The sequence below is a fragment of the Candidatus Galacturonatibacter soehngenii genome, from assembly GCF_008830185.1.
GTDB lineage: Bacteria > Bacillota > Clostridia > Lachnospirales > Lachnospiraceae > Lachnotalea > Lachnotalea soehngenii.
Window position 1 is genome coordinate 204,634 of the sequence record NZ_WAGX01000003.1, and the last position, 26,531, is coordinate 231,164.

At 34.1% G+C, this 26,531-nt stretch carries 27 protein-coding genes and 1 riboswitch; of the genes, 20 read left to right on the forward strand and 7 right to left on the reverse strand.

Annotation, left to right across the window (positions count from 1 at the left end; translation table 11 throughout):
* A complete protein-coding gene (locus tag F7O84_RS01695) occupies positions 1-1,005 on the forward strand; it encodes a DUF4349 domain-containing protein (protein WP_192451629.1) in 1,005 nt (334 codons plus the stop codon).
* A gap of 35 nt (positions 1,006-1,040) precedes the next feature.
* On the opposite strand, the gene F7O84_RS19325 is transcribed toward F7O84_RS01695, so the two are convergent.
* Entirely contained in the window at positions 1,041-1,175 is a 135-nt protein-coding gene (locus F7O84_RS19325; RefSeq protein ID WP_279237978.1) for a hypothetical protein, read from the reverse strand.
* 371 nt (positions 1,176-1,546) lie between these two features.
* Here F7O84_RS19325 and F7O84_RS01700 point away from each other — a divergent pair, with 371 nt between their 5' ends.
* The 7 genes from F7O84_RS01700 (at position 1,547) to F7O84_RS01730 (ending at position 7,605) form a co-directional block, all read left to right on the forward strand.
* Positions 1,547-2,452, forward strand: a complete 906-nt coding sequence (locus F7O84_RS01700; protein WP_151141141.1) for a DNA-3-methyladenine glycosylase family protein — start codon at positions 1,547-1,549, stop codon at positions 2,450-2,452.
* Positions 2,453-2,716: 264 nt separating this feature from the next.
* On the forward strand, positions 2,717-3,001 hold the full coding sequence (locus F7O84_RS01705) for a co-chaperone GroES (protein WP_151141143.1): 285 nt from the start codon (positions 2,717-2,719) through the stop codon (positions 2,999-3,001).
* 56 nt (positions 3,002-3,057) lie between these two features.
* A complete protein-coding gene (gene groL, locus F7O84_RS01710) occupies positions 3,058-4,680 on the forward strand; it encodes a chaperonin GroEL (RefSeq protein WP_151141145.1) in 1,623 nt (540 codons plus the stop codon).
* A 135-nt stretch (positions 4,681-4,815) separates the two neighbouring features.
* Positions 4,816-5,001, forward strand: coding sequence for a hypothetical protein (locus F7O84_RS01715; protein WP_151141147.1), 186 nt, complete (start codon positions 4,816-4,818; stop codon positions 4,999-5,001).
* Between the two features lie 198 nt (positions 5,002-5,199).
* Positions 5,200-6,000 (forward strand): ABC transporter ATP-binding protein, encoded by an 801-nt coding sequence (locus F7O84_RS01720; RefSeq protein ID WP_151141149.1) that lies wholly within the window; start codon positions 5,200-5,202, stop codon positions 5,998-6,000.
* A gap of 12 nt (positions 6,001-6,012) precedes the next feature.
* Positions 6,013-6,816, forward strand: a complete 804-nt coding sequence (locus F7O84_RS01725) for an ABC transporter permease (protein ID WP_151141152.1) — start codon at positions 6,013-6,015, stop codon at positions 6,814-6,816.
* Between the two features lie 12 nt (positions 6,817-6,828).
* Positions 6,829-7,605: an ABC transporter permease gene (locus F7O84_RS01730; protein WP_151141155.1), complete on the forward strand. Its 777-nt coding sequence runs from the start codon at positions 6,829-6,831 to the stop codon at positions 7,603-7,605.
* 58 nt (positions 7,606-7,663) lie between these two features.
* Here the strand turns inward: F7O84_RS01730 and F7O84_RS01735 are convergent, their stop codons facing one another.
* A complete protein-coding gene (locus tag F7O84_RS01735; RefSeq protein WP_151141158.1) occupies positions 7,664-8,335 on the reverse strand; it encodes a hypothetical protein in 672 nt (223 codons plus the stop codon).
* Between the two features lie 163 nt (positions 8,336-8,498).
* On the opposite strand from F7O84_RS01735, the gene F7O84_RS01740 reads away from it, so the two are divergent.
* The 4 genes from F7O84_RS01740 (at position 8,499) to F7O84_RS01755 (ending at position 12,500) form a co-directional block, all read left to right on the forward strand.
* Positions 8,499-8,990 carry a DUF6106 family protein gene (locus tag F7O84_RS01740; RefSeq protein WP_151141161.1) on the forward strand — a complete coding sequence of 164 codons (492 nt, stop codon included), beginning with the start codon at positions 8,499-8,501 and terminating at the stop codon, positions 8,988-8,990.
* Positions 8,991-9,191: 201 nt separating this feature from the next.
* A complete protein-coding gene (gene guaB, locus F7O84_RS01745) occupies positions 9,192-10,646 on the forward strand; it encodes an IMP dehydrogenase (RefSeq protein WP_151141164.1) in 1,455 nt (484 codons plus the stop codon).
* A 467-nt stretch (positions 10,647-11,113) separates the two neighbouring features.
* Positions 11,114-11,761, forward strand: coding sequence for a peptidoglycan recognition protein family protein (locus F7O84_RS01750; RefSeq protein ID WP_151141167.1), 648 nt, complete (start codon positions 11,114-11,116; stop codon positions 11,759-11,761).
* 19 nt (positions 11,762-11,780) lie between these two features.
* Complete coding sequence (locus F7O84_RS01755) at positions 11,781-12,500, forward strand: peptidoglycan recognition protein family protein (protein ID WP_151141170.1); 720 nt, start codon at positions 11,781-11,783, stop codon at positions 12,498-12,500.
* A 40-nt stretch (positions 12,501-12,540) separates the two neighbouring features.
* Here the strand turns inward: F7O84_RS01755 and F7O84_RS01760 are convergent, their stop codons facing one another.
* Positions 12,541-13,146, reverse strand: coding sequence for a hypothetical protein (locus F7O84_RS01760; protein WP_151141173.1), 606 nt, complete (start codon positions 13,144-13,146; stop codon positions 12,541-12,543).
* Between the two features lie 164 nt (positions 13,147-13,310).
* On the reverse strand, positions 13,311-14,054 hold the full coding sequence (gene truA / locus F7O84_RS01765) for a tRNA pseudouridine(38-40) synthase TruA (protein WP_151141176.1): 744 nt from the start codon (positions 14,052-14,054) through the stop codon (positions 13,311-13,313).
* Between the two features lie 219 nt (positions 14,055-14,273).
* Positions 14,274-14,353, forward strand: a riboswitch (ZMP/ZTP riboswitch).
* 117 nt (positions 14,354-14,470) lie between these two features.
* Between truA (F7O84_RS01765) and purH the strand changes: the two genes are divergently transcribed.
* The gene (purH, locus tag F7O84_RS01770) at positions 14,471-16,027 is read left to right on the forward strand and encodes a bifunctional phosphoribosylaminoimidazolecarboxamide formyltransferase/IMP cyclohydrolase (protein WP_151141179.1); all 1,557 of its coding nucleotides are present in this window, start codon (positions 14,471-14,473) and stop codon (positions 16,025-16,027) included.
* Positions 16,028-16,084: 57 nt separating this feature from the next.
* Here the strand turns inward: purH and F7O84_RS01775 are convergent, their stop codons facing one another.
* From F7O84_RS01775 to F7O84_RS01785, 3 genes are read right to left on the reverse strand one after another with little or no spacing between them, the layout of a single operon-like run.
* On the reverse strand, positions 16,085-16,873 hold the full coding sequence (locus F7O84_RS01775; protein WP_151141180.1) for a hypothetical protein: 789 nt from the start codon (positions 16,871-16,873) through the stop codon (positions 16,085-16,087).
* Positions 16,867-17,565 carry an ABC transporter ATP-binding protein gene (locus F7O84_RS01780; protein ID WP_151141183.1) on the reverse strand — a complete coding sequence of 233 codons (699 nt, stop codon included), beginning with the start codon at positions 17,563-17,565 and terminating at the stop codon, positions 16,867-16,869. The genes F7O84_RS01775 and F7O84_RS01780 overlap by 7 nt, the downstream gene beginning before the upstream one ends.
* Entirely contained in the window at positions 17,558-17,932 is a 375-nt protein-coding gene (locus tag F7O84_RS01785) for a GntR family transcriptional regulator (RefSeq protein ID WP_151141185.1), read from the reverse strand. The genes F7O84_RS01780 and F7O84_RS01785 overlap by 8 nt, the downstream gene beginning before the upstream one ends.
* 261 nt (positions 17,933-18,193) lie before the next feature.
* Between F7O84_RS01785 and F7O84_RS01790 the strand changes: the two genes are divergently transcribed.
* From F7O84_RS01790 to nspC, 7 genes are all read left to right on the forward strand, one after another.
* Positions 18,194-19,894: a methyl-accepting chemotaxis protein gene (locus F7O84_RS01790; protein ID WP_151141188.1), complete on the forward strand. Its 1,701-nt coding sequence runs from the start codon at positions 18,194-18,196 to the stop codon at positions 19,892-19,894.
* Between the two features lie 124 nt (positions 19,895-20,018).
* Positions 20,019-20,471, forward strand: a complete 453-nt coding sequence (gene nrdR, locus F7O84_RS01795) for a transcriptional regulator NrdR (RefSeq protein ID WP_151141190.1) — start codon at positions 20,019-20,021, stop codon at positions 20,469-20,471.
* A gap of 17 nt (positions 20,472-20,488) precedes the next feature.
* Positions 20,489-21,238, forward strand: a complete 750-nt coding sequence (gene truA / locus F7O84_RS01800) for a tRNA pseudouridine(38-40) synthase TruA (protein ID WP_151141193.1) — start codon at positions 20,489-20,491, stop codon at positions 21,236-21,238.
* Between the two features lie 580 nt (positions 21,239-21,818).
* Complete coding sequence (locus F7O84_RS01805; RefSeq protein WP_151141196.1) at positions 21,819-23,264, forward strand: aminotransferase class I/II-fold pyridoxal phosphate-dependent enzyme; 1,446 nt, start codon at positions 21,819-21,821, stop codon at positions 23,262-23,264.
* 13 nt (positions 23,265-23,277) lie between these two features.
* A complete protein-coding gene (gene speE / locus F7O84_RS01810) occupies positions 23,278-24,129 on the forward strand; it encodes a polyamine aminopropyltransferase (RefSeq protein WP_151141199.1) in 852 nt (283 codons plus the stop codon).
* Between the two features lie 31 nt (positions 24,130-24,160).
* Positions 24,161-25,363, forward strand: coding sequence for a saccharopine dehydrogenase family protein (locus F7O84_RS01815; protein ID WP_151141202.1), 1,203 nt, complete (start codon positions 24,161-24,163; stop codon positions 25,361-25,363).
* A gap of 13 nt (positions 25,364-25,376) precedes the next feature.
* The gene (nspC, locus tag F7O84_RS01820; protein ID WP_151141205.1) at positions 25,377-26,501 is read left to right on the forward strand and encodes a carboxynorspermidine decarboxylase; all 1,125 of its coding nucleotides are present in this window, start codon (positions 25,377-25,379) and stop codon (positions 26,499-26,501) included.
* Positions 26,502-26,531 lie beyond the last annotated feature (30 nt).

Consider the following 26,531-nt stretch of genomic DNA (forward strand, 5'->3'; position numbering starts at 1 on the left):
ATGAAACGAAGAAAACTGAAACAAATGTTAGCGGGAGTAGTGATTGCTACGAATATTTTAGCATTAGCTGCTTGTGGAAGTAGTAAAGGTGCAGATACAACAACGGAACAGTCTGTTAATATGGAAAGTTCCAGTGGAGTGGAGATGTCAGATTCAAAAGCTGATATGGCAACTCCACAAGAAGGCGCTGTGGGAATTGAAAGTCAAACAGAGATAATGAATGATACAAGTCAAATATCTGGACAGAAGTTAATAAAGGAAGTGAGTATGTCCGTTGAGACAAAGACATTTGATGATTTTATCAATGAACTTACCGCTCAAATCGGAAGTTTTGGTGGATACGTAGAAAATTTAGACATAAGTGGTGGAAGTTATGAATACGAAAATTATCGCTCTGGCTATCTGGTTGCAAGAATACCAGCAGAACGGTTGGATGGATTTGTAAAAATAGTAAAAGATAGAGGCAATGTTATTCGAGCCAATGAACAGACCACGGATGTAACACTACAATATGTAGATACAGAAAGTCGTTTAAAAGCACTAAAAATTGAGCAAGAAACTTTAATGACGCTTTTAGAAAATGCGACAAAAATGGAAGACATCATAGCAATACAAAGTCAGTTAACTCAGGTAAGATATGAAATCGAGTCAAAAGAATCGCAAATACGTACTTACGATAACTTAGTAAATTACAGTACAGTACGAATTGATTTTGCAGAAGTAGATAGAGAAACACAAGTAGAAACAAAATCATTTGCTAACCAAATCAAAGCAAAGCTATCCGATAATGTATATGCAATTAAAGAAGGATTTAAGAATTTTCTCATTGAATTCATAGCAGCATTACCTTATCTTATCCTTTGGGGCGTAATTATTTTTGCATTTGTAATAGGAGGGAAAAAAATCTATAAAAAACACATCAATAAGATTGTAAAAGGTAAGACAATCACTAATAATAAGGAAACAATCAATCAAGAAGACAACGAAAAAAATAAAAAAGAATAACGTGCAAAAATAAGTGCACTATATTATAATGTAACTTATCGGAAGGAAATCAAGCGGCTGCGAAGCAGACATTTGATTTCACCCGATAAGTTAGCGATGGAGCAAAGCTCAAGAGCTACTACACGAAGTGTAGGAATCGGAAGGAAATCAAGCGGCTGCGAAGCAGACATTTGATTTCACCCGATAAGTTAGCGATGGAGCAAAGCTCAAGAGCTACTACACGAAGTGTAGGAATCGGAAGGAAATCAAGCGGCTGCAAAGCAGACATTTGATTTCACCCGATAAGTTAGCGATGGAGCAAAGCTCAAGAGCTACTACACGAAGTGTAGGAATCGGAAGGAAATCAAGCGGCTGCAAAGCAGACATTTGATTTCACCCGATAAGTTAGCGATGGAGCAAAGCTCAAGAGCTACTACACGAAGTGTAGGAATCGGAAGGAAATCAAGCGGCTGCAAAGCAGACATTTGATTTCACCCGATAAGTTAGGAAAGTATAATGTAGTGTGCTTTTGTTATGCACATCTTGTAGATTGGAAGTAAAAATGAGAATTACAGAAAAAGATAATAATATTATTTTAGAAGAAATGGAATCCTTTGATATAGAACAAATTTTAGAATGTGGACAGTGCTTTCATTTTGAGCAACTTGATGTCAAAGAATATGTTATTGTTGCAAAGCGTCATTTATTACATATAAAGCAAATAAATGACCAAATCATTTTCTTTCAAACGAGTATGGAGACCTTTCATACAGTCTGGAGACCCTATTTTGATTTGGACAGAAATTATAATGAAATAAAAAGCTGGCTAATTACAAATGAAAAAACACTTTTAAATAGAAGTGCAGAATTGGAGAAGGCAATCACAGAGTATGGCGGAATTCGAATTTTAAACCAAGATTTTTTTGAAACATTGATATCTTTTATCATATCTCAAAACAAACAAATACCGCATATAAAACAGATTATTAATACGATTTCTATAAAATATGGAGATCTTGCAGGAGAGATATGTGGCAAATCTTATTATCATTTCCCTACGCTTTTGCAACTTGCTAAAGTTACAGAAAATGAACTTCGATTATGTAAGACAGGTTTTCGTGCTCCTTATATTGTAGATGCTTGTGAGAAGTTGCTAAAGGAAATTGTTCTTGAGTCACGTTTGTTACATGCTGATTCGAATCAAACGATGGAAGAGTTGATGCTGATAAAGGGTGTTGGAATAAAGGTGGCAAGTTGTGTTGCTCTTTTTTCTTTGTCACAGAGAAATGTATTTCCAATTGATGTATGGGTTAAGAGAATTATGGAAAAAATCTATTTTGAAAAGGAAACAAAAAAGGAAGAAATCGCTTCCTTGGCAAAACAATTATATGGTTCTTTTGGTGGATATGCCCAGCAGTATTTATTCTACTACGCGAGGGAAAACAATATCAAAGTAGATGAAAGGTAATAAGAATAAATCCCTAAACTGTGTAGTATGATTAATAGAAATAGATGCAATTTTTTTAAAAGTGAGAAAAAATGAGAAAACAAGAGAAAATAAGAGCTATATTGAGATTGTATTAAAAAATCGATGTGTCAAAACAGTTGCATAAATGTAACAAATTAACTAATATATGACTATCGATTAGCACTCGAGTTAAGTGAGTGCTAATAAATCAAAAACTAAAATAGCTGTATTGACGTGAAAGAAAACGTCAGGAAAGGAGTCAAAATGAAATTAGTACCATTAGGAGACAGAGTTGTAATTAAACAATTAGTAGCGGAAGAAACTACAAAGTCAGGTATTGTTTTACCAGGACAAAATAAAGAAAAACCACAACAGGCGGAAGTTGTAGCAGTAGGACCAGGTGGAGTAGTAGATGGTAAAGAAGTAGAAATGCAAGTAAAAGCAGGAGATAAAGTAATATACTCTAAATACTCTGGAACAGAAGTTGAAATTGATGATGAACAGTTCATCATTGTAAAACAAAGTGATATCTTAGCTGTAATTGAATAAAAAAGACATTATATTTGGGAAAATGAACTATAAAACATTCTAGGAGGAATAAAAACATGGCAAAAGAGATTAAGTTTGGTGCAGAAGCTAGAGCTGCATTAGAATCAGGTGTAAATCAGTTAGCAAATACAGTAAGAGTAACATTAGGACCAAAAGGTAGAAATGTTGTATTAGACAAATCTTACGGAACACCACTTATTACAAATGATGGTGTAACGATTGCAAAAGAAGTGGAATTAGAAGACGCATTTGAAAACATGGGTGCACAACTTGTAAAAGAAGTTGCTACTAAGACAAATGATGTGGCAGGAGATGGAACAACAACTGCAACTGTTTTAGCACAAGCTATGATTAACGAAGGAATGAAGAACTTAGCAGCAGGAGCGAATCCAATTATCTTAAGAAAAGGTATGAAGAAAGCAACTGAAGTAGCGGTAGAAGCAATTGCTGGAATGAGCCAGAAAGTAAATGGAAAAGACCACATTGCTAAAGTAGCTGCAATTTCTGCTGGTGATGTTGAAGTTGGTAACATGGTTGCTGATGCAATGGAAAAAGTATCAAACAATGGTGTTATTACAATAGAAGAGTCAAAGACAATGCTTACAGAGCTTGATTTAGTAGAAGGTATGCAGTTTGACAGAGGATATATCTCAGCATATATGTCTACTGATATGGAAAAAATGGAAGCAGTTCTTGACAATCCATATATTTTAATTACAGATAAGAAAATTTCAAATATTCAAGATATTTTACCAATTCTTGAGCAAATTGTTCAATCAGGATCAAAATTATTGATTATTGCAGAAGATGTAGAAGGTGAAGCATTAACTACTTTAATCGTTAACAAATTAAGAGGAACCTTCCAAGTAGTTGCTGTTAAAGCACCAGGTTACGGCGACAGAAGAAAAGCAATGTTAGAAGATATTGCAATTTTAACAGGTGGTCAGGTCATTACAGATGATATGGGACTTGATTTAAAAGAAACTACTATGGAACAACTTGGACGTGCAAAATCTGTTAAAGTTCAAAAAGAAAACACAGTTATTGTTGATGGAGAAGGAAAGAAAGATGATATTTCCTTTAGAATCAATCAGATTAAAGCTCAGATTGAAGAAACAACTTCTGAATTTGATAAAGAAAAATTACAGGAAAGACTTGCTAAATTATCAGGTGGTGTTGCAGTTATTCGCGTAGGTGCTGCGACTGAAACTGAAATGAAAGAAAAGAAATTACGCATGGAAGATGCTTTAGCAGCAACAAGAGCTGCAGTAGAAGAAGGTATCATTGCAGGTGGTGGATCTGCATATATTCATGCTTCAAAAGAAGTTGCTAAATTAGTTGATACTTTAGATGGAGATGAAAGAACAGGTGCTAATGTTATCTTAAAAGCATTAGAATCCCCATTATTCCATATCTCAGCTAACGCTGGATTAGAAGGATCCGTAATCATTAGTAAAGTAAAAGAACAAGAACCAGGCATTGGTTATGATGCATTAAAAGACGAATATGTAAACATGGTAGAAGCTGGAATTCTTGACCCAGCTAAGGTTACAAGAAGTGCATTACAAAATGCAACAAGTGTAGCATCTACCTTACTTACAACTGAATCTGTTGTAGCAAATATTAAAGAAGACGCTCCAGCTATGCCAGCAGGTGCACCAGGAATGGGAATGATGTAATCATTTGATTTCAAAAAAGGATTCGATTATCCAATAACGATAATCGGATTCTTTTTTTGTTACATTATAAAATCAGAACCTAGATACATAATATCAAAATAGCTGCAAATACTAAAAAAAAGGAAAGGAGCCACTATGAAAGTTAAAAAAGATATTTATAATAGTATTGATAATTTAAGTGAAAAATATGTAAATGCAGCATCTACAACGGATAGCACTGGATTAATTCCATCAAATCCAGCATCAGAAGAAGAATTAGAGTCTTATAAAGAAATATACAATTTTCAAGTTCCATTAGAGGATGAGTCTGAAAATAAATAGTAAATTTGTCTAAATTAATTTACTTGTAAAAGGAACCTATAAGTGGTAAAATTGAATTCCTTTTTATAAAAGTTTTTATAAAAAGAAAATACCTACCACACGGGTTCCTTTGTCAATCTCAAAGGAAAAGGAATATCCTAAGATATTCTGTCGCTTGGCAAGATATTTTAACAAAATATTACTACCAGGAGGTAAAAAATGATTAAGGTAGAAAAACTAAGTAAGACGTATCAGGTCTTAAGAAGAAATGCGGGGCTAAAAGAAGCGTTTCAATCCCTCTTTCAAAAAGAATACGAAGAAATAAGAGCGTTAGATGAGGTCACCTTCGATATCCTGGATGGAGAGATGGTAGGCTATATTGGTCCAAATGGGGCAGGAAAAAGCAGTACCATAAAGGTATTAAGTGGAATATTAACACCTGATTCTGGAACATGCGTAATTGATGGAAGAATTCCATGGAAAAACAGGAAATCTCATGTGCGAGAGATTGGTGTTGTATTTGGACAACGTTCTCAATTATGGTGGGATGTTCCAGTCATTGACTCATTTGAGTTGATTCGAGATATCTATATGATTCCCAAAGAGAAATATGAAAGTAATTTGGAAGAGCTTACCGTGTCACTTTCACTGGAACAAATTATAAAAACTCCAGTAAGGCAATTGTCATTAGGACAACGAATGCGATGTGAAATAGCTGCTTCGCTACTACATAGTCCCAAAATTCTTTTTTTGGATGAGCCAACCATTGGCTTAGATGCGGTATCTAAGCTAGCGGTAAGAGAATTTATCATACAATTAAATCAAAAACATAATACAACTGTAATCTTAACCACGCATGATATGCAAGATATCGAAGCGCTTACATCAAGAATTCTTCTAATTGGAAAAGGAAAGATACTTTTAGATGGAAGCCTTACTAATTTAAAAGAGCACTCTAGGAATCAAAGTGCATCTCTTGATGAAATTGTGGCACAGTTATATAGGCAATATGAAATATAGGAGGTATGTGACATGATTAAATACATATCTTTTTTTCGCATGCGCTTTATAAATGGTTTTCAATACAAAATAGCAGCCTTGGCTGGAATTGTAACCCAGTTTGTATGGGGAGCTATGGAGATACTTTTGTTTCAAGCTTTTTATCGTACAAATGAAAATGCATTTCCAATGGAGTTTTCGGCACTTACTTCCTATATTTGGATGCAGCAGGCATTTCTAGCATTGTTTATGACTTGGTTTTGGGAAAAAGAATTGTTTGATTCCATACAAACTGGAAATATTGCGTATGAATTGTGCAGACCAACGGATATTTATACGATGTGGTTTGTAAGGGGAATGGCGAATCGGGCATCTAAGGCTTTGCTACGTTGTGTACCGATTTTATTAATGGCTTATCTACTTCCAAAACCATACGGACTTGTCTTACCCTCTGACTTAGTTTTACTGGCTTGGTTTTTATTCTCTATGCTTCTTGGTTTTTTGGTCGTAGTTGCATTTGGGATGATTATATATGGAATTACATTTTATACCGTAAATCCAATGGGAGTTCGTATGGTAAGCCAATCACTTGCCGAATTTTTAGCCGGCGCAGTGATTCCTCTACCATTTTTGCCCGATTCAATCAAGAAAGTAGTGGAGCTTTTACCTTTTGCGGCAATGCAAAATGCCCCTTTTCGAATTTATAGTGGAGATATTAGCGGAAAATACTTATATCAAACAATCTTACTACAAATCATATGGTTAGTTATTATGGTAGTATTAGGAAAAATTATTATGCATAGTGCATTAAAGAAGCTTTGTATACAAGGAGGTTGAGAGGAGACTACTATGAAGTTATATTTAAAATATTTAAGCATACATATTAAAAGTATATTACAATATAAAACATCATTTCTTTTGACTAGCATTGGTCAATTTTTAGTATCCTTCAACGTTTTCCTCGGTATACTTTTTATGTTTCAGAGATTTTCCAATGTAGAAGGATTTACCTATAGTGAATGTCTTATGTGTTATTCTATCGTACTTTTATCTTTTTCTTTTGCAGAATGTTTTTTTCGCGGTTTCGATATGTTTGCAGGTATGATAGGAAATGGAGAGTTTGATCGAATATTGGTTCGGCCTCGCGGACTTATCTTTCAAGTTATTGGTAGCAAAATAGAACTTACAAGAGTTGGCAGGGTGCTACAAGCAATTGTTATGTTTTGCTACGCGATTCCTAGAAGTGGTATTATCTGGAGTGCGAGCAAAGTTATAACATTAGTAAATATGGTTTTTGGAGGAACAGTTGTCTTTGCAGGGTTATTTGTGATTTATGCTTCGCTATGCTTTTTTACAATAGAAGGTTTGGAATTTATGAATATATTTACAGACGGTGCAAGAGAATATGGAAAGTACCCAGTTAATATATATGGTAAAAACGTGTTGAAGTTTTGTACCTACTTGGTACCATTTGCTCTTTTTCAATACTATCCGTTTTTATATTTAACAGGTAAAAGTAATCAAATATTTCTTGCCTTCTACCCAATACTTGGAGGTTTATTTTTAATTCCATGTTATCTTCTATGGCAAAGCGGGGTAAGGCATTATAAATCAACTGGCTCCTAAGACATAGACAAGTAAAATAGAACACCCCCATCAATCTATGGTTGATGAGGGTGTAGAATTAATTTTTGGAATATAGATATTCTAAAAATTGAATGCTGTTTTCTTGGTTTTGTGTGTTGACTATAATGCTGTAGTAAGGAGTTTCGGCATATGAATTAGTTTCTTGAAATATTTTACTATCACTAATATCCATTGCACACATAAATGGATTACCTTCTGAATCTGTCCCTGTAATAAATCTGTCCTTATGTTTCTCATAAAAATCAGTAGGAAGGATTGTTTTTAAATCAGCAAAGGCATCTTTATCAACAAAAAAATCGATCATATCTTTATTCATAATAGTGGCATCAATTGTTTTTGCTGCAAATTGAGCAAACATCTTAGCAGAAGAATTCATGCTATATTCATCAGACATATCTGTTTTCATTTGAATGGATGTATCAAGGTTTAATTTTGTTTTTGTTTGGTCAATTTGAGCAAATTCTGCAAAATCATCCATTAAGGTGGTTTCGCCTGAACTTACCATATTCGAATTTACCATCGTTACGTATAAATATGTTGGCTTTGAATTCTCAATCTGGGCATCTACAATTCCATATATGAGAAAGAGACTTGCCGCAATTCCTATAATCCAATACTTATAATATTCCCAAATATAGTCTATTTTTTCTTTTACAGTCATTTTGCTTAATTTTTCTTTTTCAATTTGAATTTGTTCCTTGAAGCTCATTTTTTCCTCCGTTTGGCTCACTGTATTTTTAATCTTTTATATTGTAACACAAATTTGTATAAATTCTGTGAAAAATAATTTTTTTCTTTCAAAATCCTGAATTGTCGGCTATAATAAGAAGGACTTCTATTATTTAATAAAAGCGATTTCAGGAGGAAAGAAAATGAATGAAGTATTTATTGAGCAGCTGGTTAAAAGAAAAACAACGTCCAAAAGCATATTAGCAAAGGTTGCTTTAATATTTGCTACTGTTATTGTATTTGCTTTATCTTTAATTTTACCATTTGGATTGGTATTAGGTATTATAATGGTACTACTGGATGTTTATTTGTTTAAGATGTTTGATCTTGAATTTGAATATACCTACATCAGAGGCGAACTAAGTGTTGATAAGATTATGGGAAAAGAAAGACGTAAGAAGGCGGCAACTTTTGATTTATCTAAGTTAGAAATTGTAGCTCCATCAGATTCTTACTTATTGGATTCATTTAGAAACTGTAATAAAGTATATGACTATACTACATTAGAAGAAGGAGCTAAAGTATATGCTATGATTATACATGGCAATAATGGCTATGAAAAAGTTCTATTTGAACCAAATTCAGAAATGCTTAGCGCAATGAGAGATGCCCATCCTCGAAAAATAAATATTTAGTAAAATAGAAACAAAATAAGAAGGAATGTAGTTACGTTTTCATATTTCGGTCATTAAAAAAATCATTTAAATTTGTAATTGACATAAATTAATATTTTTGTTAGACTAGAGAAACTAGAACAATGAGAAGCTGCAGAGGGTATTTATTTTACCCTTTGCAGCTACAATATTATAAAGAGATAAGAAAGCGAGGATAAAAAGATGGGTAAAATTATTGGTGAAGGAATTACTTTTGATGATGTGCTGTTGGTACCTGCATATTCTGAGTTAATTCCGAATCAAGTAAATTTATCAACTTACTTAACAAAGTCAGTTAGATTAAACATTCCTTTGATGAGCGCGGGAATGGACACTGTAACAGAACATAGAATGGCTATCGCGATGGCAAGACAGGGAGGAATTGGAATCATCCATAAGAACATGTCAATTGAAAAGCAAGCCGAAGAAGTTGACAAAGTAAAACGTTCTGAAAATGGTGTTATTACAGACCCATTCTATTTATCACCGGAACACACATTAGAAGATGCCAATAATCTAATGGCCAAATTCCGAATATCTGGAGTTCCGATTACAGAGGGCAAAAAGCTAGTTGGTATTATTACCAATCGTGATTTAAAGTTTGAAGAAGATTTTTCAAAAAAAATTAAAGAATCAATGACTTCAGAAGGTCTTATTACAGCAAAAGAGGGAATTACACTTGAGGAAGCAAAGAAAATTTTAGCAACTGCTCGTAAGGAAAAGCTTCCAATTGTTGATGAAGACTTTAATTTAAAAGGTTTGATTACAATTAAAGATATTGAAAAACAAATCAAGTATCCACTATCTGCAAAAGATGAGCAAGGAAGACTTCTATGTGGTGCAGCAGTAGGAATCACGAACAACGTATTGGAACGTGTAGACGCTTTAGTAGATGCGAAAGTTGACGTGATTGTAATTGATTCTGCTCACGGACATTCCTTAAACATAATCAATGCAGTGAAGCAAATCAAAGAAAAACATCCAAGCTTACAAGTGATTGCTGGAAATGTAGCAACAGGTGCGGCAACAAAGGCATTGATTGAAGCTGGCGTAGATGCAGTAAAAGTTGGAATTGGTCCAGGTTCCATTTGTACAACTCGTGTAGTAGCAGGTATTGGTGTACCACAGATTACAGCCGTTATGGATTGCTATGAAGTTGCAAAAGAATATGGCATTCCAATCATAGCAGATGGAGGTATCAAGTATTCTGGCGATATGACAAAGGCTATCGCAGCTGGTGCCAATGTATGTATGCTTGGTAGTATCTTTGCAGGATGTGACGAAAGTCCAGGAACCTTTGAGTTATACCAAGGTAGAAAGTATAAAGTATATCGTGGTATGGGATCAATTGCAGCAATGGAAAATGGAAGTAAAGATCGTTACTTCCAAAGCGATGCAAAGAAATTAGTTCCAGAAGGTGTAGAAGGCCGTGTTGCTTACAAAGGTACAGTAGAAGATACGGTATTCCAACTAATGGGAGGCTTACGTTCAGGAATGGGATATTGTGGTACCCCAACCATAGAGGAATTAAAAGAAAGAGGATCCTTTGTTAAAATATCCGCAGCATCCTTAAAAGAAAGTCATCCACACGATATTCATATCACAAAAGAAGCACCAAACTATAGTGTAGACCAATAAATATAATCATAAAAAAGAAACCGTTACTCAAAGTTTTAATGCTAGAGTAATGGTTTTTTTTGCATAGACAATTTATCTTAAAAAATTCTAAAAATATTAATAAAATATTAAAAACTAACATAAGGAGATAGTATATAATGTAACCTATCGGAAGAAAAACAAGCACGAACGAAGTGAGTATTTGTTTTTACCCGATAGGTTAGCGAAAGAGCAAAGCTCTTGAGCTAGTTACACAGAGAAACGAAGTTTCGATAGTGTAAGTATCGGAAGAAAAACAAGCACGAACGAAGTGAGTATTTGTTTTTACGCGATAGGTTAGCGAAAGAGCAAAGCTCTTGAGCTAGTTACACAGAGAAACGAAGTTTCGATAGTGTAAGTATCGGAAGAAAAACAAGCACGAACGAAGTGAGTATTTGTTTTTACCCGATAGGTTAGCAAAAGAATGTATGAGACGGGGATCATGAGAAATGAAAAAGAATAACAAACGAAAAAGAAGAATTGTTAAAAGACTTTTTTTTGGAGCAGTTCTTATGCTTATAGTATCTTGTATAGTGATGTTAGTAACACAGATATTAAAACCAAAAGTTGTAAAAAATGCGCCAGATTTTGAAGTTGATTTACTTACTATAAATGAATATTCCAGATCAGGGGAAGCAAATAACAAAATAAAGGGGATTGTAGTTCATTACACCGCAAATCCTGGAACTAGTGCATCTCAAAATAGGAGCTATTTTGAGGGATTAAAGGAAAGTAAGATAACAAAAGCAAGCAGCCATTTTATTATAGGATTGGAAGGAGAGATTGTTCAATGTATACCAACCAATGAAGTTGCGTATGCCTCAAATGATAGAAACTACGATACCATATCCATAGAATGTTGTCATCCTGATGAAACTGGTAAGTTTGATGATAAAACATACCAATCATTAGTTCATCTAACAGCTTGGCTATGCGGTAAATTTGATTTAAAGCCAAAAGATATCATAAGGCATTATGATATTACAGGAAAATTATGTCCTTTATATTATGTAGAGAATGAAGCCGAATGGGAGCAATTTATAGAAGATGTAAAGGAATATATTAATACATATGGCGTAAAAGAAGTATTTCAATAAATACAAAAGGGGCTTGAACATGCGTAGAAGGTATCGAAGAAGAAATGACGGCTTGGGAAGAATCTCAGCAATCGCTATAATTAGTACAATCATATTAGTTTGTATTAGCTATTATGCAATATTAAAGAATGAAATCAAACAGTTACCAACAATACAAACAACGGTGAAAGAAGAAGTTGAAGCTGTTAACAATGAAGAAGATATAAAAAAAGAGGAGATTAAAAAACCGGATTGGATTAAAGAAGATTATGTAGAAATCAATGAATATTCAAGGCCAGGGAAAAAAATAGAAAAAGTAAACGCTGTAGTTATTCATTATACTGGCAATCCAGGGACAACAGCAGCTCAGCATAGAAATTATTATGGTGAATTAGCAAAAACAAAAGAAGCTTCAGTAAGCAGTAACTTTGTAGTTGGAATTGAAGGAGAAGTCGTTCAATGTGTTCCATCTGACGAGGTAGCATATGCATCCAATAATCGAAACTCTGATACTCTATCTATTGAAGTGTGTCATAAAGATAAAACAGGTATTTTTACAGATGCAAGTTATGAAAGTGTTGTAAAATTAACAGCTTATCTATGTGAGGAGTTTGGACTAAGTGAAGATCAAATCATACGTCACTATGATGTGACGGGTAAAAAATGTCCTATTTATTATGTTGAACACGAAGATAAATGGCTTCAATTAAAAAAAGATGTATTAGAAAGTATGAAGACGGATAGCTGGAAAAAAAATTAATAGTAAGAGCAATCGAAATTACATATTCCGATTGCTCTTTTTAAGAACTTTTTATAAATCCAGTGTTATCTTGCTCATGAATAAAAAAGTTATTTTCGTATTTTGTAACAGCAGTTGTTATAATCTGTTGAAACATCTGATCTACTTCCTCTAAATTGATAGCAGGTTTAAATATAGTACGTTTTAATGCCAGTGAGTCATTCGAAGACATCAAAGTAGTATCAGGACTTGTGTTAGTATTTGTTTGCGTATCGTAAAAGTCAGAGGAAGATACAAAAGATAGGTCTTCCTTTGGAGTGCTTGATAAGCGAGACATTTCACTAAGATGTATTAATTTATCCAGAGGAATTTTACCGCTTACGAATTGTGAATCTCCTAACTTTAACGTGTATTCAATATTATGAAGGTCAGTACTTTGTTGGTTGAAATGATTTGTAATTTCCTTTGATTCCTTTGATATGAGTTGATTTCGAATCACCTTCCCGCTTCCCGACAAAAATTCAGCTAAGAAGTCTTCAAAGCTTTTATCTATTACATTACCACTCTCAATTTTTCGACCCTCAAATCGACTATCAAAATGTTTCGTAAACTGGTGAATTTGAACACCGTTTTCACTAGAAACACGTATATCAATATCTAATATCATAACAATCTCTCCCAATCTACATCCTTGTATAAATAGCTATCACTAGGGATAAGGAACTGGCGTTCACTTATTACTGATACCATTAATATCGGAATATTTTAATGATTCATTAATAGTGGTAGAAGGTTTTGCACTTAAATTATGAGGGAGAGTTAATTTGTTATCTATTCATACATTACTTCTAACAAAAATAATCCTTGGGGTTCGGCGGGAGTAAGAAAATCAGGCGCAACTTCACTTGAAAGTATTGCATTTATTTCGCTTGTTCTTTTACGACCAGCTCCTATTTCCATAAGAATAGTAACGATCATTCTTGCCATATTGTGAAGAAAATCATTGGCATGAAGGATGATTTGCAATTCATTTTCGTTATTTAGAATTTCAATGGAATAAATTTCTTTTTCCGTAGATTTATTTTTTTTGACAGTAGAAAAAGTTTTAAAATCATGTTTTCCAATTAAAAAAGAAGAAGCTTCTTTCATTAGTTTGCTATCTAATTTTGCAAAAGAATGATACATGTATTTACGCTCAAAAACACTAGGAAATTCACCATTAGAGATACGATATAGGTATTTTTTACTCTTAGCATTTAGGCTGCTGTGGAATCGGTCGGGAACTTCCTCAATCGCACGAATCGCAATATCCATAGGGAGGTAGCGATTAAAATAATTTTTGATTTCGTATAACTTTAATACAGATTCTGTTTTAAAATTTGCAGTCTGCGCATAGGCATGCACCCCTACTTCGGTTCTAGCACCACAATATAGTTCACTTGGTTTTCCAGTCATTTTCTCAATGATTTCGCTTAACTTATTCTCAATGGTATTGGTGGATTCTCCCTTCCCAAGACGTTGCCATCCATTGTAGCGACCGCCATCGTATTCTATTGTTAATTTAATGTTTCTCATCAATGTCAGTTAATCCTTTCATCCGTGCTGTTTGAATTAAGTTATCTAAAATAACTTACTTAATAAGGTTCTACTTATTATAGTAAATTTTTTATTAGATAACAAGGTAAACTTAAGGAGGAATTGTACTGTTTCTATAAGTTTGACTTATTAAAGTGTGTTAGAAAATATAAAGGAGATATGCCTTGTAAAAAAAATGACTCTAGTGTATGATACATACATAAGCTGTATGACTGGCGGAAAGTGAGAGCACTCACAGGGAGTACAGCAAACAAATGCCGACCGCCTGGGCAACCTACATGGTTTCTCAGATGGTTTTTTTATTTTACAAAGGGTCAAGTAGCTTTTGAGCCTAAAATCAAACCATGAGAACATAAAGGGTTTAAACTGTTGAATTTAAATTATGGAGGAATGACATGAGAGCATTGATTAGTGTATCTGACAAAACAGGTATCGTGGAGTTAGCGAAAGAATTTGTGGAATTGGGTATTGAAATCATTTCAACTGGCGGAACTTACAGTAAATTAAAGGAAGAAGGAGTAAAGGCGATCGAGATATCTGAACTCACTGGTTTTCCAGAGTGTTTAGATGGACGAGTTAAAACATTACATCCAGTTGTTCATGCAGGACTATTGGCAATGCGTGAAAAACAAGAGCACATGAAACAATTAGAAGAATTAAAGATTGAAACAATTGATATTGTTATTGTTAACTTATATCCTTTCAAATCTACAATTCTAAAGGATGACGTTACAAGAGAAGAGGCAGTAGAAAATATTGATATTGGTGGGCCAACTATGCTTCGTTCAGCAGCAAAGAATTATCAGGATGTTGCAGTTGTAGTCGATCCAAGAGATTATGATAAAGTATTAGAAGAATTAAAAAAGGATAAAACAGTATCTCTTGATACAAAATTTTATCTAATGCAAAAGGTATTTATGCATACATCAAACTATGATACCATGATAGCAGATTATTTAAAAAAGGAAAGACAAGATACAGCATTTCCAGAAACCTTGACTATGACATTTGAAAAGGTACAGGATATGCGATATGGGGAGAATCCTCACCAATCTGCTGCGTTTTATAGAGAGATAGGCAAGCGAAAGGGATCAATTGTGGATGCCATTCAGTTAAATGGAAAAGAACTATCCTTTAATAATATCAATGATACAAATGGTGCACTTGAGTTGTTAAAAGAATACAGTGAGCCTACAGTGGTTGCTTGTAAGCATGGGAATCCTTGTGGAGTAGGCAGTGCAGATACCATTATGGATGCTTGGATAAAGGCGTATCATGCTGATAAAACTTCCATATTTGGTGGTATCGTCGTGCTTAATCGAGAAGTAACCAAAGAATTAGCACATGAGATGATACAAATATTTTTAGAAGTAATTGTTGCACCTTCTTATGAAAAAGAAGCGATTGAAATATTGCAGTCCAAGAAAAATGTTCGTGTTTTACAACTTACAGATATTTCAGTACCACAGCCAGAGACGGCATTTGATTTAAAGAAAGTAAATGGTGGACTGATTGTACAGACAATTGACAGTAAATTATTAACTGAAGATTCTAGGTTAGAGGTAGTTACGAAAACAAAACCAACAAAGGAACAGATGCAAGATTTGATGTTCGCATGGAAAATGGTTAAGTTTGTAAAGTCAAATGGAATTGCAATTGCAAAGAATAAGCAGTCAGTAGGTATTGGACCAGGACAGGTGAATAGAGTATGGGCAACTCAACAAGCGGTAGAACATGCAGTGGAATTAATAGATGAAGAGGCAACAAAAGGAGCAGTACTTGCCTCAGATGCATTTTTTCCATTTGATGATTGCGTAGAAGTAGCCCACAAGGCTGGTATCACTGCAATTATTCAACCAGGTGGTTCTGTTCGTGATGAAGATTCCATCAAGAAATGCGATGAATATGGAATTGCAATGATATTTACAGGAATGAGACATTTTAAGCATTAAATAAAAGGATAAGAAAAATAGCAGTTACTTCTTTGAAGAAGAACTGCTATTTTTAAACTATTCCAAATTAAGTTTTTTCGAAATAATATAGTTAGTAATAAAGAAATATAAAACAATGAGAGCGATTGATATGGCATAAGAGGATAGCATAAGTGGCGTAAAAATTGTTTCGATGTTAAGGTTATCTGTTTGTAATAGTGCAAAAAACCCAAAAGGCATTAGCCCCATTGTTGATATAATCTGAGAAATAATATAAAGCACAACATATGCACCCATAGAAAATAATACCTTATGAGTTCTCATTGTCTGCCCGATGGCAATAGAGGTATAAAACATAAGGAACATATAAATAATGGAGACTAATCCACCAAGGATACCTAAAAACAGTAATGAGCTAATTGATACACCAATTTCATTCCATGCGTATTTAGTTATTTCATTCCATGTATCAAAAAAGGATGCGATGGAAGTTTGACTTAATACCAGCAGCAAAATAGAAAATATGGTACAAACGAAATTGATTATGCTCCATACAAAGCTTACTATTAATTTTGAAAAAATTAAATAAGATGGCTTTACAGGTAGGGTATTCATTAAGTAACCCTCGTCGGTGAATAAGTTTCGATAAAATCTTACAACAAGATAAATCAAAACAGCAACAGCAACAGCTATTAAAATAAGAACATATATAATAAGTGTCAAGCTGCTTATATATTCATAATTATCATTTTTACTTAAATTAATCGCAATGATACCCATTATGGTAGTAATAAACAAAGCGATATGAAGGATACCAAGTGTTTTAGAAGTTGCGTTGAATTCATGTTTAATTAATTTACTTAACATTTAAATACCTCCCTAAACAGTGCATCTACTGATTTTCCCTCTTTAAAACGAATATCATCTACCGTAGATTTTAATTTTACTTTTCCATCGGCGATAAATACGATATCATCAAGAATATTTTCGATGTCAGATATTAAATGGGTTGAGATAATAATGGAGGCATTTTCATTATAATTGGAGATAATGGTATTTAATATATAATCTCTAGCAGCAGGATCAACACCTGCAATTGGTTCATCTAGACAATATAGTTCGGCATCTCGACTCATAACTAATATAAGTTGAACTTTTTCCTTTGTACCCTTTGACATTGTTTTTAAACGATCATTTGGATTAATATTCAAATGACTTAACATATCATATGCTTTTTCTTTATTAAAATTATCGTAAAAGTCTTCAAAGAAAACAATGATATCTTTTACTTTTGATGCGTTGTCTAAATAGGTACGTTCAGGCAGATAGGATACGATTTTTTTTGTTTCAATACCGGGTGTTAAACCATTGATTTTAATTGATCCGCTATCAGGAACTAGCAACCCGTTAATCAGCTTGATTAAAGTGCTTTTGCCACTGCCATTAGGTCCAAGCAAACCTGTAATGTGCCCAGGCTCTATTTTTAAATCGATACCTGAAAGAGCAGTTTTTAAGCCATATTTTTTTACCAATGACTGACATTCTAAAATATTACTCATTCTCTTTCCCCCTTAATGCAGATTCAATTAGCTTAATGGTTTCTTCTTTTTTATAACCTAATTGATTCATTCTTTCAAAAAACTCAGTAATCTGTTCGATAGCAAGTTGATTTTTTACATTTTTTATCATATTCTTGTCCTCCGTTATAAATCTGCCACTGGTACGCTGTGAAAATACCAAACCGTCACGTTCCAGTTCTGCTAGAGCTTTTTGCATTGTGTTTGGATTAACGGAAGCATCCGCTGCAAGCTCTCTGACTGAAGGTATTTTATCACCAGGGTTATAAACTCCGGAGATAATATCCATTTTTAATTTATCTATTAATTGCGAATAAATTGGTCGATCGGAATTAAGATTCCATGTCAAGAACATCACCTCATTTCAAAATATTAATGATACAGTGCCTGTAACATTGTACTAAGTGCTTAATACAATGATACACGTATAATTAAGAATTGTCAATAGTTATAATAGAAATGCTGTATTCGAAGTAGAGAGTGTTTACAAAATGCTAAAAAAAGTTAAAATGTGCAAAAAATTGCAGAATATTTGATAATTATGGTATAAATTGACAAAAAATGTTAGAGTTTATATAAATAATCATAAAATAGGGGAGGAATAAATAACATGCATAATGCAAAAACCAAAAAAGAAAACACAAACATATTATATTCTATTAGGACTAAATTTATTTTAACGGTAATAATCTCTATTTTGATTGCTTCGGCTTTATTTTTAGGAATTGTAATTCCAATTAGCCGAAACGCTATTTCGGAATTAACGAAATCCTATATGCTTGATATGGTAGCGACGCATCGTACCATAATAAATGGAGTAATCGGAGAAAAAGAGGCAACGAGAGAAGAATACAAGGCATTGCTATCTGATGTTAAAATTCACAATATGGAGGGGTCCTTTGCCTACTTGGTTAATAAAGATGGAATTATGGAGTATTCACCAACTGCCGAAAAAATAGGACAACCCGTGGAAAATAAAATTGTAAAGGACTTAGTTGCTAGGTTAAAGGAAGGAGATATCCCAAAAGATAATGTAATTACTTATGATTACAGAGGAGATATCAAGTATGCTAGTTATTCTATTACTGCTAAAAACGAGATTTTAGTTATGGCAGCTGATTATAATGAAGTAATGCAACCAATCAATAATATAGTAAAAATTGCGGTTACAAGCAGTATTGTTGTAGTTGCGGTGCTTTCTTTGTTAGCTTTATTGATGGGAAATATTATAGTAGCCCCTATTCATACCGTGACATCAATTATTAGAAAAGCATCTGAATTTAATTTCAGAATTGATTTAAATAATAAAATATACAGTCGTAAAGATGAAACGGGAGAAATGGCACGAGCTGTTCGGACCATGTGTGAGAATCTTAGAAAGATTGTAGAAGAAATAGAAAAAGCCAAAGAAGGTGTGCTCTTAAGCGTAACAGGGCTTCAAACCGTACTTGACGTTGCATATCAGATGTCTACAGATAATTCAGCAATAACACAGGAATTGGCGGCAGGTATGGAGGAAACATCTGCGACAACAGAGACAATATTTGAAGATATAGAGAACATGAAAAAGAACGTTCTTGCAATCAATGAATTGGTTACAGAAGGAACAAGTTATTCAGGAGAAATTATGGATAGAGCAAACTTACTTTGCGAAACGACAATACAAGCAAGCCAGAAAACAAAAGATATTTACAGTAAAGTAAGAATAAAAACAGATCAAGCAATGGAAGATGCCAAGGCGGTTGAAGAAATCAATGTATTAACAAGCGCTGTTATGCAAATATCATCTCAAACGAGTCTATTAGCCTTGAATGCAAGTATTGAGGCTGCCAGAGCTGGAGAAGCAGGAAGAGGGTTTTCTGTCGTTGCTTCAGAGATTGGTAAGCTTGCGGAACAAACTTCTAAAGAAGTTGGTAATATCAATCAAGTTGCGGATAAAGTAAATAAAGCGGTAAAAAATATTGCAACTTGTTTGTGGGATACAGAAGAATTTCTTGGAAATGATGTTTTAAAGGATTATGAGAATTTTATTGATACGGGAGAAAAATATAAAAATGACGCCACTGTTTTTAAGAAAAATATGAATGAAATATCAACTTCTATTAAGAGTTTGACGAAATCAGTTTCAATAATAAGTGAGGCATTGGAAGGAATAAATGTAACGATGGGAGAAGCTTCAGCAGGTGTAACTGATATTGCACAACGAACAGAAGAAATGGCAGGAAACTCAAATGAAACCAATAGGCTTGCAGAAGAAAGTCATAAAAGTGTGAAACAGTTGGAAAATATTGCAGATAGATTTGCTTTATAATAACTCGATTTATAATCATTAGAATCAGTATTTGTGATATTTGACATGATTATTGGAAACGTTTATAATAAAACAAATATAAACAAAGGATTAACTTAATGGTTATAAGTGTAGGAGGAAATCTATGAAGTGTCCATTTTGTAGTAAAGAAAACACAAGGGTAATAGACTCAAGACCAGCAGATGATAATAGTTCCATTCGCAGAAGACGTCTTTGTGATGAGTGTGGGAAACGTTTCACCACCTATGAAAAGGTTGAAACAATTCCACTTATTGTAATAAAAAAAGATAACAATCGTGAGCAATATGATCGTTCTAAAATAGAAGCTGGGGTGTTAAGAGCTTGCCATAAAAGACCGGTGTCTGTAAATGCCATCAATCAGTTAATTGATGAAGTTGAGAATGAAATATTTAATTTGGAAGAGCGTGAGATAGAAAGCAAGCAAATTGGCGAAATCGTCATGGATAAATTAAAAGACTTAGAAGCGGTTGCATATGTAAGATTTGCCTCTGTATATCGTGAGTTTAAGGATGTTAATACCTTTATGGAGGAGTTAACAAAGATTTTAAATCAATGATGAGAGTGAAGTAAGCTATGAAAAATTATATGTTAACCATTCAGTATGACGGAACTGCCTATAATGGATGGCAAAAGCAAAAAAATACAAAAAATACAATCCAAGGAATCTTGGAAAATAAGTTAAGTATTCTTTTGAGTGAACAAATTGAGTTAAATGGCTCAGGAAGAACGGATCGTGGAGTTCATGCGATAGGTCAGACAGCGAATTTTAAAACAAAGTCAAAGATAGATCCCTCCTTATTTCTTGAAAGGCTAAATCATATATTGCCGTTGGATATTTTAGTAACTAAAATAGAGGAAGTTGACCTTACATTTCATAGCCGGTTTAGTGCTGTGAAAAAAAAATACAGCTACCATATTTACTACGGTGAAAAACCGAATGTTTTTCGCCGAAGGTATGTCTACCATTGTGAGGCAAATCTTGATATAGAACAAATGAAAAAAGCTTCTAAGCTTTTAATCGGAGTAAATGACTATAGAGGGTTTTCTTCCGTAAAAGATGTAGATAAAGATTGCGTAAGACAATTATATGATATTACGTTTGTAGAGGATAAGGAGGAGCTTATCCTTTGCTTTTTTGGAAATGGTTTTCTATATAATATGGTAAGAATCTTAGCGGGAACCTTATTAGGTATTGGGAAGGGTGCATTATCGATAGATGATATAGAAAGGACACTTTTAACAAAAAAACGAGACTTTGCAGGTGAAACGCTACCTTCCAAGGGGCTCGTATTAGAGAAAGTATACTATGATAGTAGGAAATAAAACAAGACGATATTTTGTTTACTAACACTAAACTTATGGTTTAGTGAAAAAATAAAAAAAATTAAAAAAAAGAGTTGACTTAGTAAGGGGTAATGGTATATAATTCAGCTTACAGCAAAAGCATTTAGTAGGTTTTTGCAGGAATTTTTTGACCATTTCTCATTCACGAAATTTCTCATGTGGATTTGAAATTAAGGCCATACGGACAGCCAGGTCAAATGCCGAATTGGCAACTTGGTTGCCTTATTGATTGAGTATTGTACTCAAATTTTATAAGTTGATGTTTTAATTGAAACATTGAGTTAGTGACTACACAACCGTGTGCATCTACATGCACATCACACTTGTGAAACAATCAATAAGAGTGGTAAAAGTAATTCTTGCTATATAGACTCTATATGCTAATATTGGATAAATAAAATGAGAATGTAAATTCAAATATAAATAATACAAATTAGTGAACGAATTCAAGTGTAAAAGTAGTAGTAGACTGCCTTTGTACTTGATTTTTTTTGTTTATCAATAATTTTCATTTGCAAGGGTGATTTGGTTTAGTTTGAAAGTATAGTGGAGGTAAGTTATGCAATTAAATCAAAATCGCATGCCGATTTACGAGGCTTTAAACAATTTTAAGAAGGAACGTGTGGTTCCATTTGATGTCCCTGGGCACAAGAGGGGAAAAGGTAACGAAGAGCTTACTAATTTTTTAGGGGATAAATGTCTTGCAGTGGATGTGAATTCAATGAAGCCACTAGATAACTTGTGTCATCCTATGTCAGTCATACGTGAAGCTGAAGAGCTGGTTGCAGATGCCTTTGGAGCAGCCCATGGTTTTTTAATGGTTGGTGGAACAACTTCAGCCGTACAAAGTATGGTGTTAGCTGCCTGCAAAGCAGGAGATAAGATTATTATGCCTAGAAACGTACATAGAAGTGCCATCAATGCATTGATTTTAAGTGGAGCGACTCCTGTTTACGTGAATCCAGGTGTGGATAATCGATTGGGAATAGCCCTTGGTATGTCTTTAAAAGAATTGGAGAAAGTAATAAAAGAGAATCCAGATGCAAAGGCTATTCTTGTCAATAATCCTACTTATTATGGAATTTGCTCTGATATTAAAGGGATTACAGAGCTTGCGCATAAGCATGGTATGCTAGTTCTTGCAGATGAAGCACACGGAACACATTTTTATTTTGATGAAAACCTGCCTATTTCAGCCATGGAGGCTGGTGCAGACATGGCGGCTATTAGTATGCATAAGTCAGGTGGAAGTTTAACACAAAGCTCCTTATTATTACTTGGTCCTAATGTAAATGAAGGCTATGTAAGACAGATTATTAATTTAACACAAACTACAAGTGGTTCCTACTTGCTCATGTCAAGCCTTGACATTTCAAGAAAAAATCTAGCGTTACATGGAAGAGATATTTTTGAGAAGGTAAGAAGCTTGGCTCATTATGCAAGACAAGAAATCAATCAGATTGGCGATTACTATGCATATGCCAGAGAACTTGTGAATAACGATACCATTTTTGATTATGATGTAACAAAATTATCGATTAACACTTTAGACATTGGATTAGCGGGAATCGAAGTATATGATTTGTTAAGAGATGAATATGGAATTCAAATTGAGTTTGGTGATATTGGAAATATATTAGCATACATCTCAGTAGGAGATAGAGAACGTGACATTGAAAGGCTCGTGAGTGCATTAGCTGAAATCCGAAGAAGGTATAAGAAAGATAGAGCAGGTATGCTTGATCATGAATATATTAATCCAATTGTTACAGTAACGCCTCAGCAGGCATTTTATGGAGAGAAATATTCCGTGCCGATTGGAGAAAGTATTGGTAAGGTATGTAGTGAATTTGTTATGTGTTATCCTCCTGGAATACCCGTTTTAGCACCAGGTGAGAGGATTACAAAGGATATTTTGGATTACATTTTATATGCGAAGGAAAAAGGTTGCTTTATGACTGGACCAGAGGATATGAAAATAGAGAATTTAAACGTATTAAAATAGGAGGAGAAAGCAGATGGAATTTTGGTTTACCGAGCATCATACCCCTGGGGTTAATTTTTCAATCAAGGTAGATAGGCAATTATTTAGTGCTCAAAGTGAAATACAGCGCATTGATATTTTTGAATCCAAGGATTTTGGACGCTTCCTTGCTATGGATGGAAATATGATGTTAACCGAAAAAGATGAATTTATTTACCATGAAATGATCGTGCATGTTCCAATGGCGGTTCATCCAAATGTTAAGAAAGTATTAGTAATTGGCGCTGGTGATGGCGGAGTGATTCGTGAATTAGCTAGATATGAAACCATAGAACATATAGACATGGTAGAACAAGATGAGTTGGTGGTAGAGGTTTGTAAAAAATATCTGCCTGTGACTGCCTGTTGTTTGGATGATAAACGTGTTGAAATCATTTATCAGGATGAACTTAAATTCGTTAGGAATTGTCACAATGAATATGATTTGATTATAGTCGATTCAACAGATCCTTTCGGACCAGCAGAAGGTTTATTTACAAAAGAATTCTATGGAAGCTGTGAAAAGGCATTAAAAGAAGATGGAATTATGGTAAACCAGCATGAGAGTGCCTTTTATAACGATGATGCTATCATGATGCAACGAATTCATAAAAGGATTGTAGAAAGTTTTCCAATTAGCAAAGTCTATCAGGCACATATTCCGACGTATCATTCGGGCTATTGGCTCTTTGGATTTGCATCGAAAAAGTATCACCCTATTAAAGACTTTAGCAGTACCAGATGGAATGCAAGAGGCCTTCATACAAAATACTATAATACACAGTTACATGTGGGGGCATTTGCCTTACCAAACTATATTGAAGAATTACTACGTGATGTAGAATAAGATAGAATAACAATTACTAGGAGGAATTACAATGGGAAAAGCGTTAATCATTGGTTGTGGAGGAGTTGCAAAAGTTGCAATTCATAAATGTTGTCAAAACAGTGAGGTATTTGAGGAAATCATGATAGCGAGCCGTACAAAAAGCAAATGCGACGAACTAAAAGAGGAATTAGAAAAAAAGACGAAAACTATTATTCATACCGCACAAGTAGATGCGGATAATGTAGAGGAGCTCGTTAAATTAATAAAGCTATTTCAACCAGACGTTGTTTTGAATTTAGCATTGCCATATCAAGATTTAAGCATTATGGATGCATGTCTTGAGACAAAGACGCATTATATTGATACGGCTAATTATGAACCGTTAGATACAGCCAAATTTGAATACAAATGGCAATGGGAATACAAAGAGAAGTTTAAAGAAGCAGGAATTATGGCACTTCTTGGCAGCGGATTTGATCCTGGTGTAACGGGGGTATTTTCTGCTTATGCCCTAAAACATGAGTTTGATGAAATCAACTATATTGATATTTTAGATTGCAATGGAGGAGACCATGGTTATCCATTTGCAACAAACTTTAATCCTGAAATTAACATTCGAGAAGTATCTGCCAATGGAAGCTATTGGCAAGATGGTAAGTGGGTAGAGACAAAGCCAATGGAAATTAAAAGAGAATATGACTTTAAAGGAGTAGGCAAAAAGGATATGTATTTACTCCACCATGAGGAATTAGAGTCTCTTGCAATCAATATTCCAGGTATCAAAAGAATTCGATTCTTTATGACTTTTGGACAAAGTTACCTCACACATTTAAAATGTCTTGAAAATGTTGGAATGACATCGATCGAGCCAATTGAATACGAAGGAATGAAAATTGTTCCATTACAGTTTTTAAAAGCAGTTCTTCCAGATCCAGCTAGTCTTGGTCCGAGAACAGTTGGTAAGACCAATATCGGCTGTATCTTTAGAGGAAAAAAGGATGGTAAAGACAAAACATATTATTTATATAATATTTGTGACCATCAAGAATGTTATAAAGAAGTTGGTTCTCAAGCAATTAGTTATACCACAGGAGTTCCAGCTATGATAGGAGCAATGCTTGTGATGAATGGAACATGGAGTGGAAAAGGTGTATTTAATATAGAAGAATTTGATCCAGATCCATTTATGGAAGCATTAAATAAATGGGGGCTTCCATGGGAAGAGGATTTTAACCCAGTATTAGTAGATTAAGAAAGAGGAATCCATGAATTACGAGAATATACAAACGCCTTGCTATGTAGTGGAGGAAGATAAACTAATAAAAAACTTGGAAATATTAAAAGATGTCATAGATAAAACAGGCTGTCATATCTTGCTTGCACAGAAGTGTTTTTCCATGTATTCAGTGTATCCACTTATACGCAAGTATTTAAATGGAACGACTTCAAGTGGTTTGTATGAAGCTAAGCTTGCTCATGAATATATGCATGGAGAAAACCATATTTATGCAGCTGCTTATCGAGAAGATGAAATAGAAGAAATTTTCACAATCTGTGACCATGTGGTATTTAATTCCTTTGCCCAATGGGAAAAATACAAACCACTTGCGATTAAATATAAAAAAGAGTGTGGTATTCGCATCAATCCTTCCTGCTCAACACAGGAGGGACATGCGATTTACGATCCTTGTGCGCCTTTTTCTAGAATGGGAGTGACAAAAGATAATTTTAGAGATGATTTGTTAGAAGGCATATCAGGATTACATTTTCACACATTGTGCGAGCAGAATTCAGATGATTTACTCACTACATTAAAAGCAGTAGAGGAACAATTTGGTTCTTATCTATATCAAATGAAATGGCTAAATTTTGGTGGGGGACATCATATAACAAGAAAAGATTATGATATAGAGACGTTGATTTATTGTATCAAGCATATGAAAGAGACGTATGATTTAGAGATTTACCTTGAGCCTGGAGAAGCAGTTGCCTTAGATGCAGGATATCTGGTTACTACGGTGCTAGATATCGTTGAAAACGGTATGAATATAGCAATACTTGATACCTCAGCAGCTTGCCATATGCCAGATGTACTTGAGATGCCTTATCGCCCACAAATTGTTGGGGGATATGATGCAAAGGAAAAACCATATACGTATCGCCTTGGGGGACCAACTTGTCTTTCAGGAGATATCATAGGAGATTATTCTTTTGAAAAGCCTTTACAAATTGGTTCTAAACTATTATTATGTGATATGGCAATTTATTCTATGGTAAAGAATAATACCTTTAATGGAATGAAATTACCTGCAATTGCATTAAAAAAAGGTGAAACAATAGAGATAGTCAAAGAATTTGGCTATGATGATTTTAAGATGCGCCTTTCCTGATGGAGGGTGCATTTTAAATTAACGGGGGAA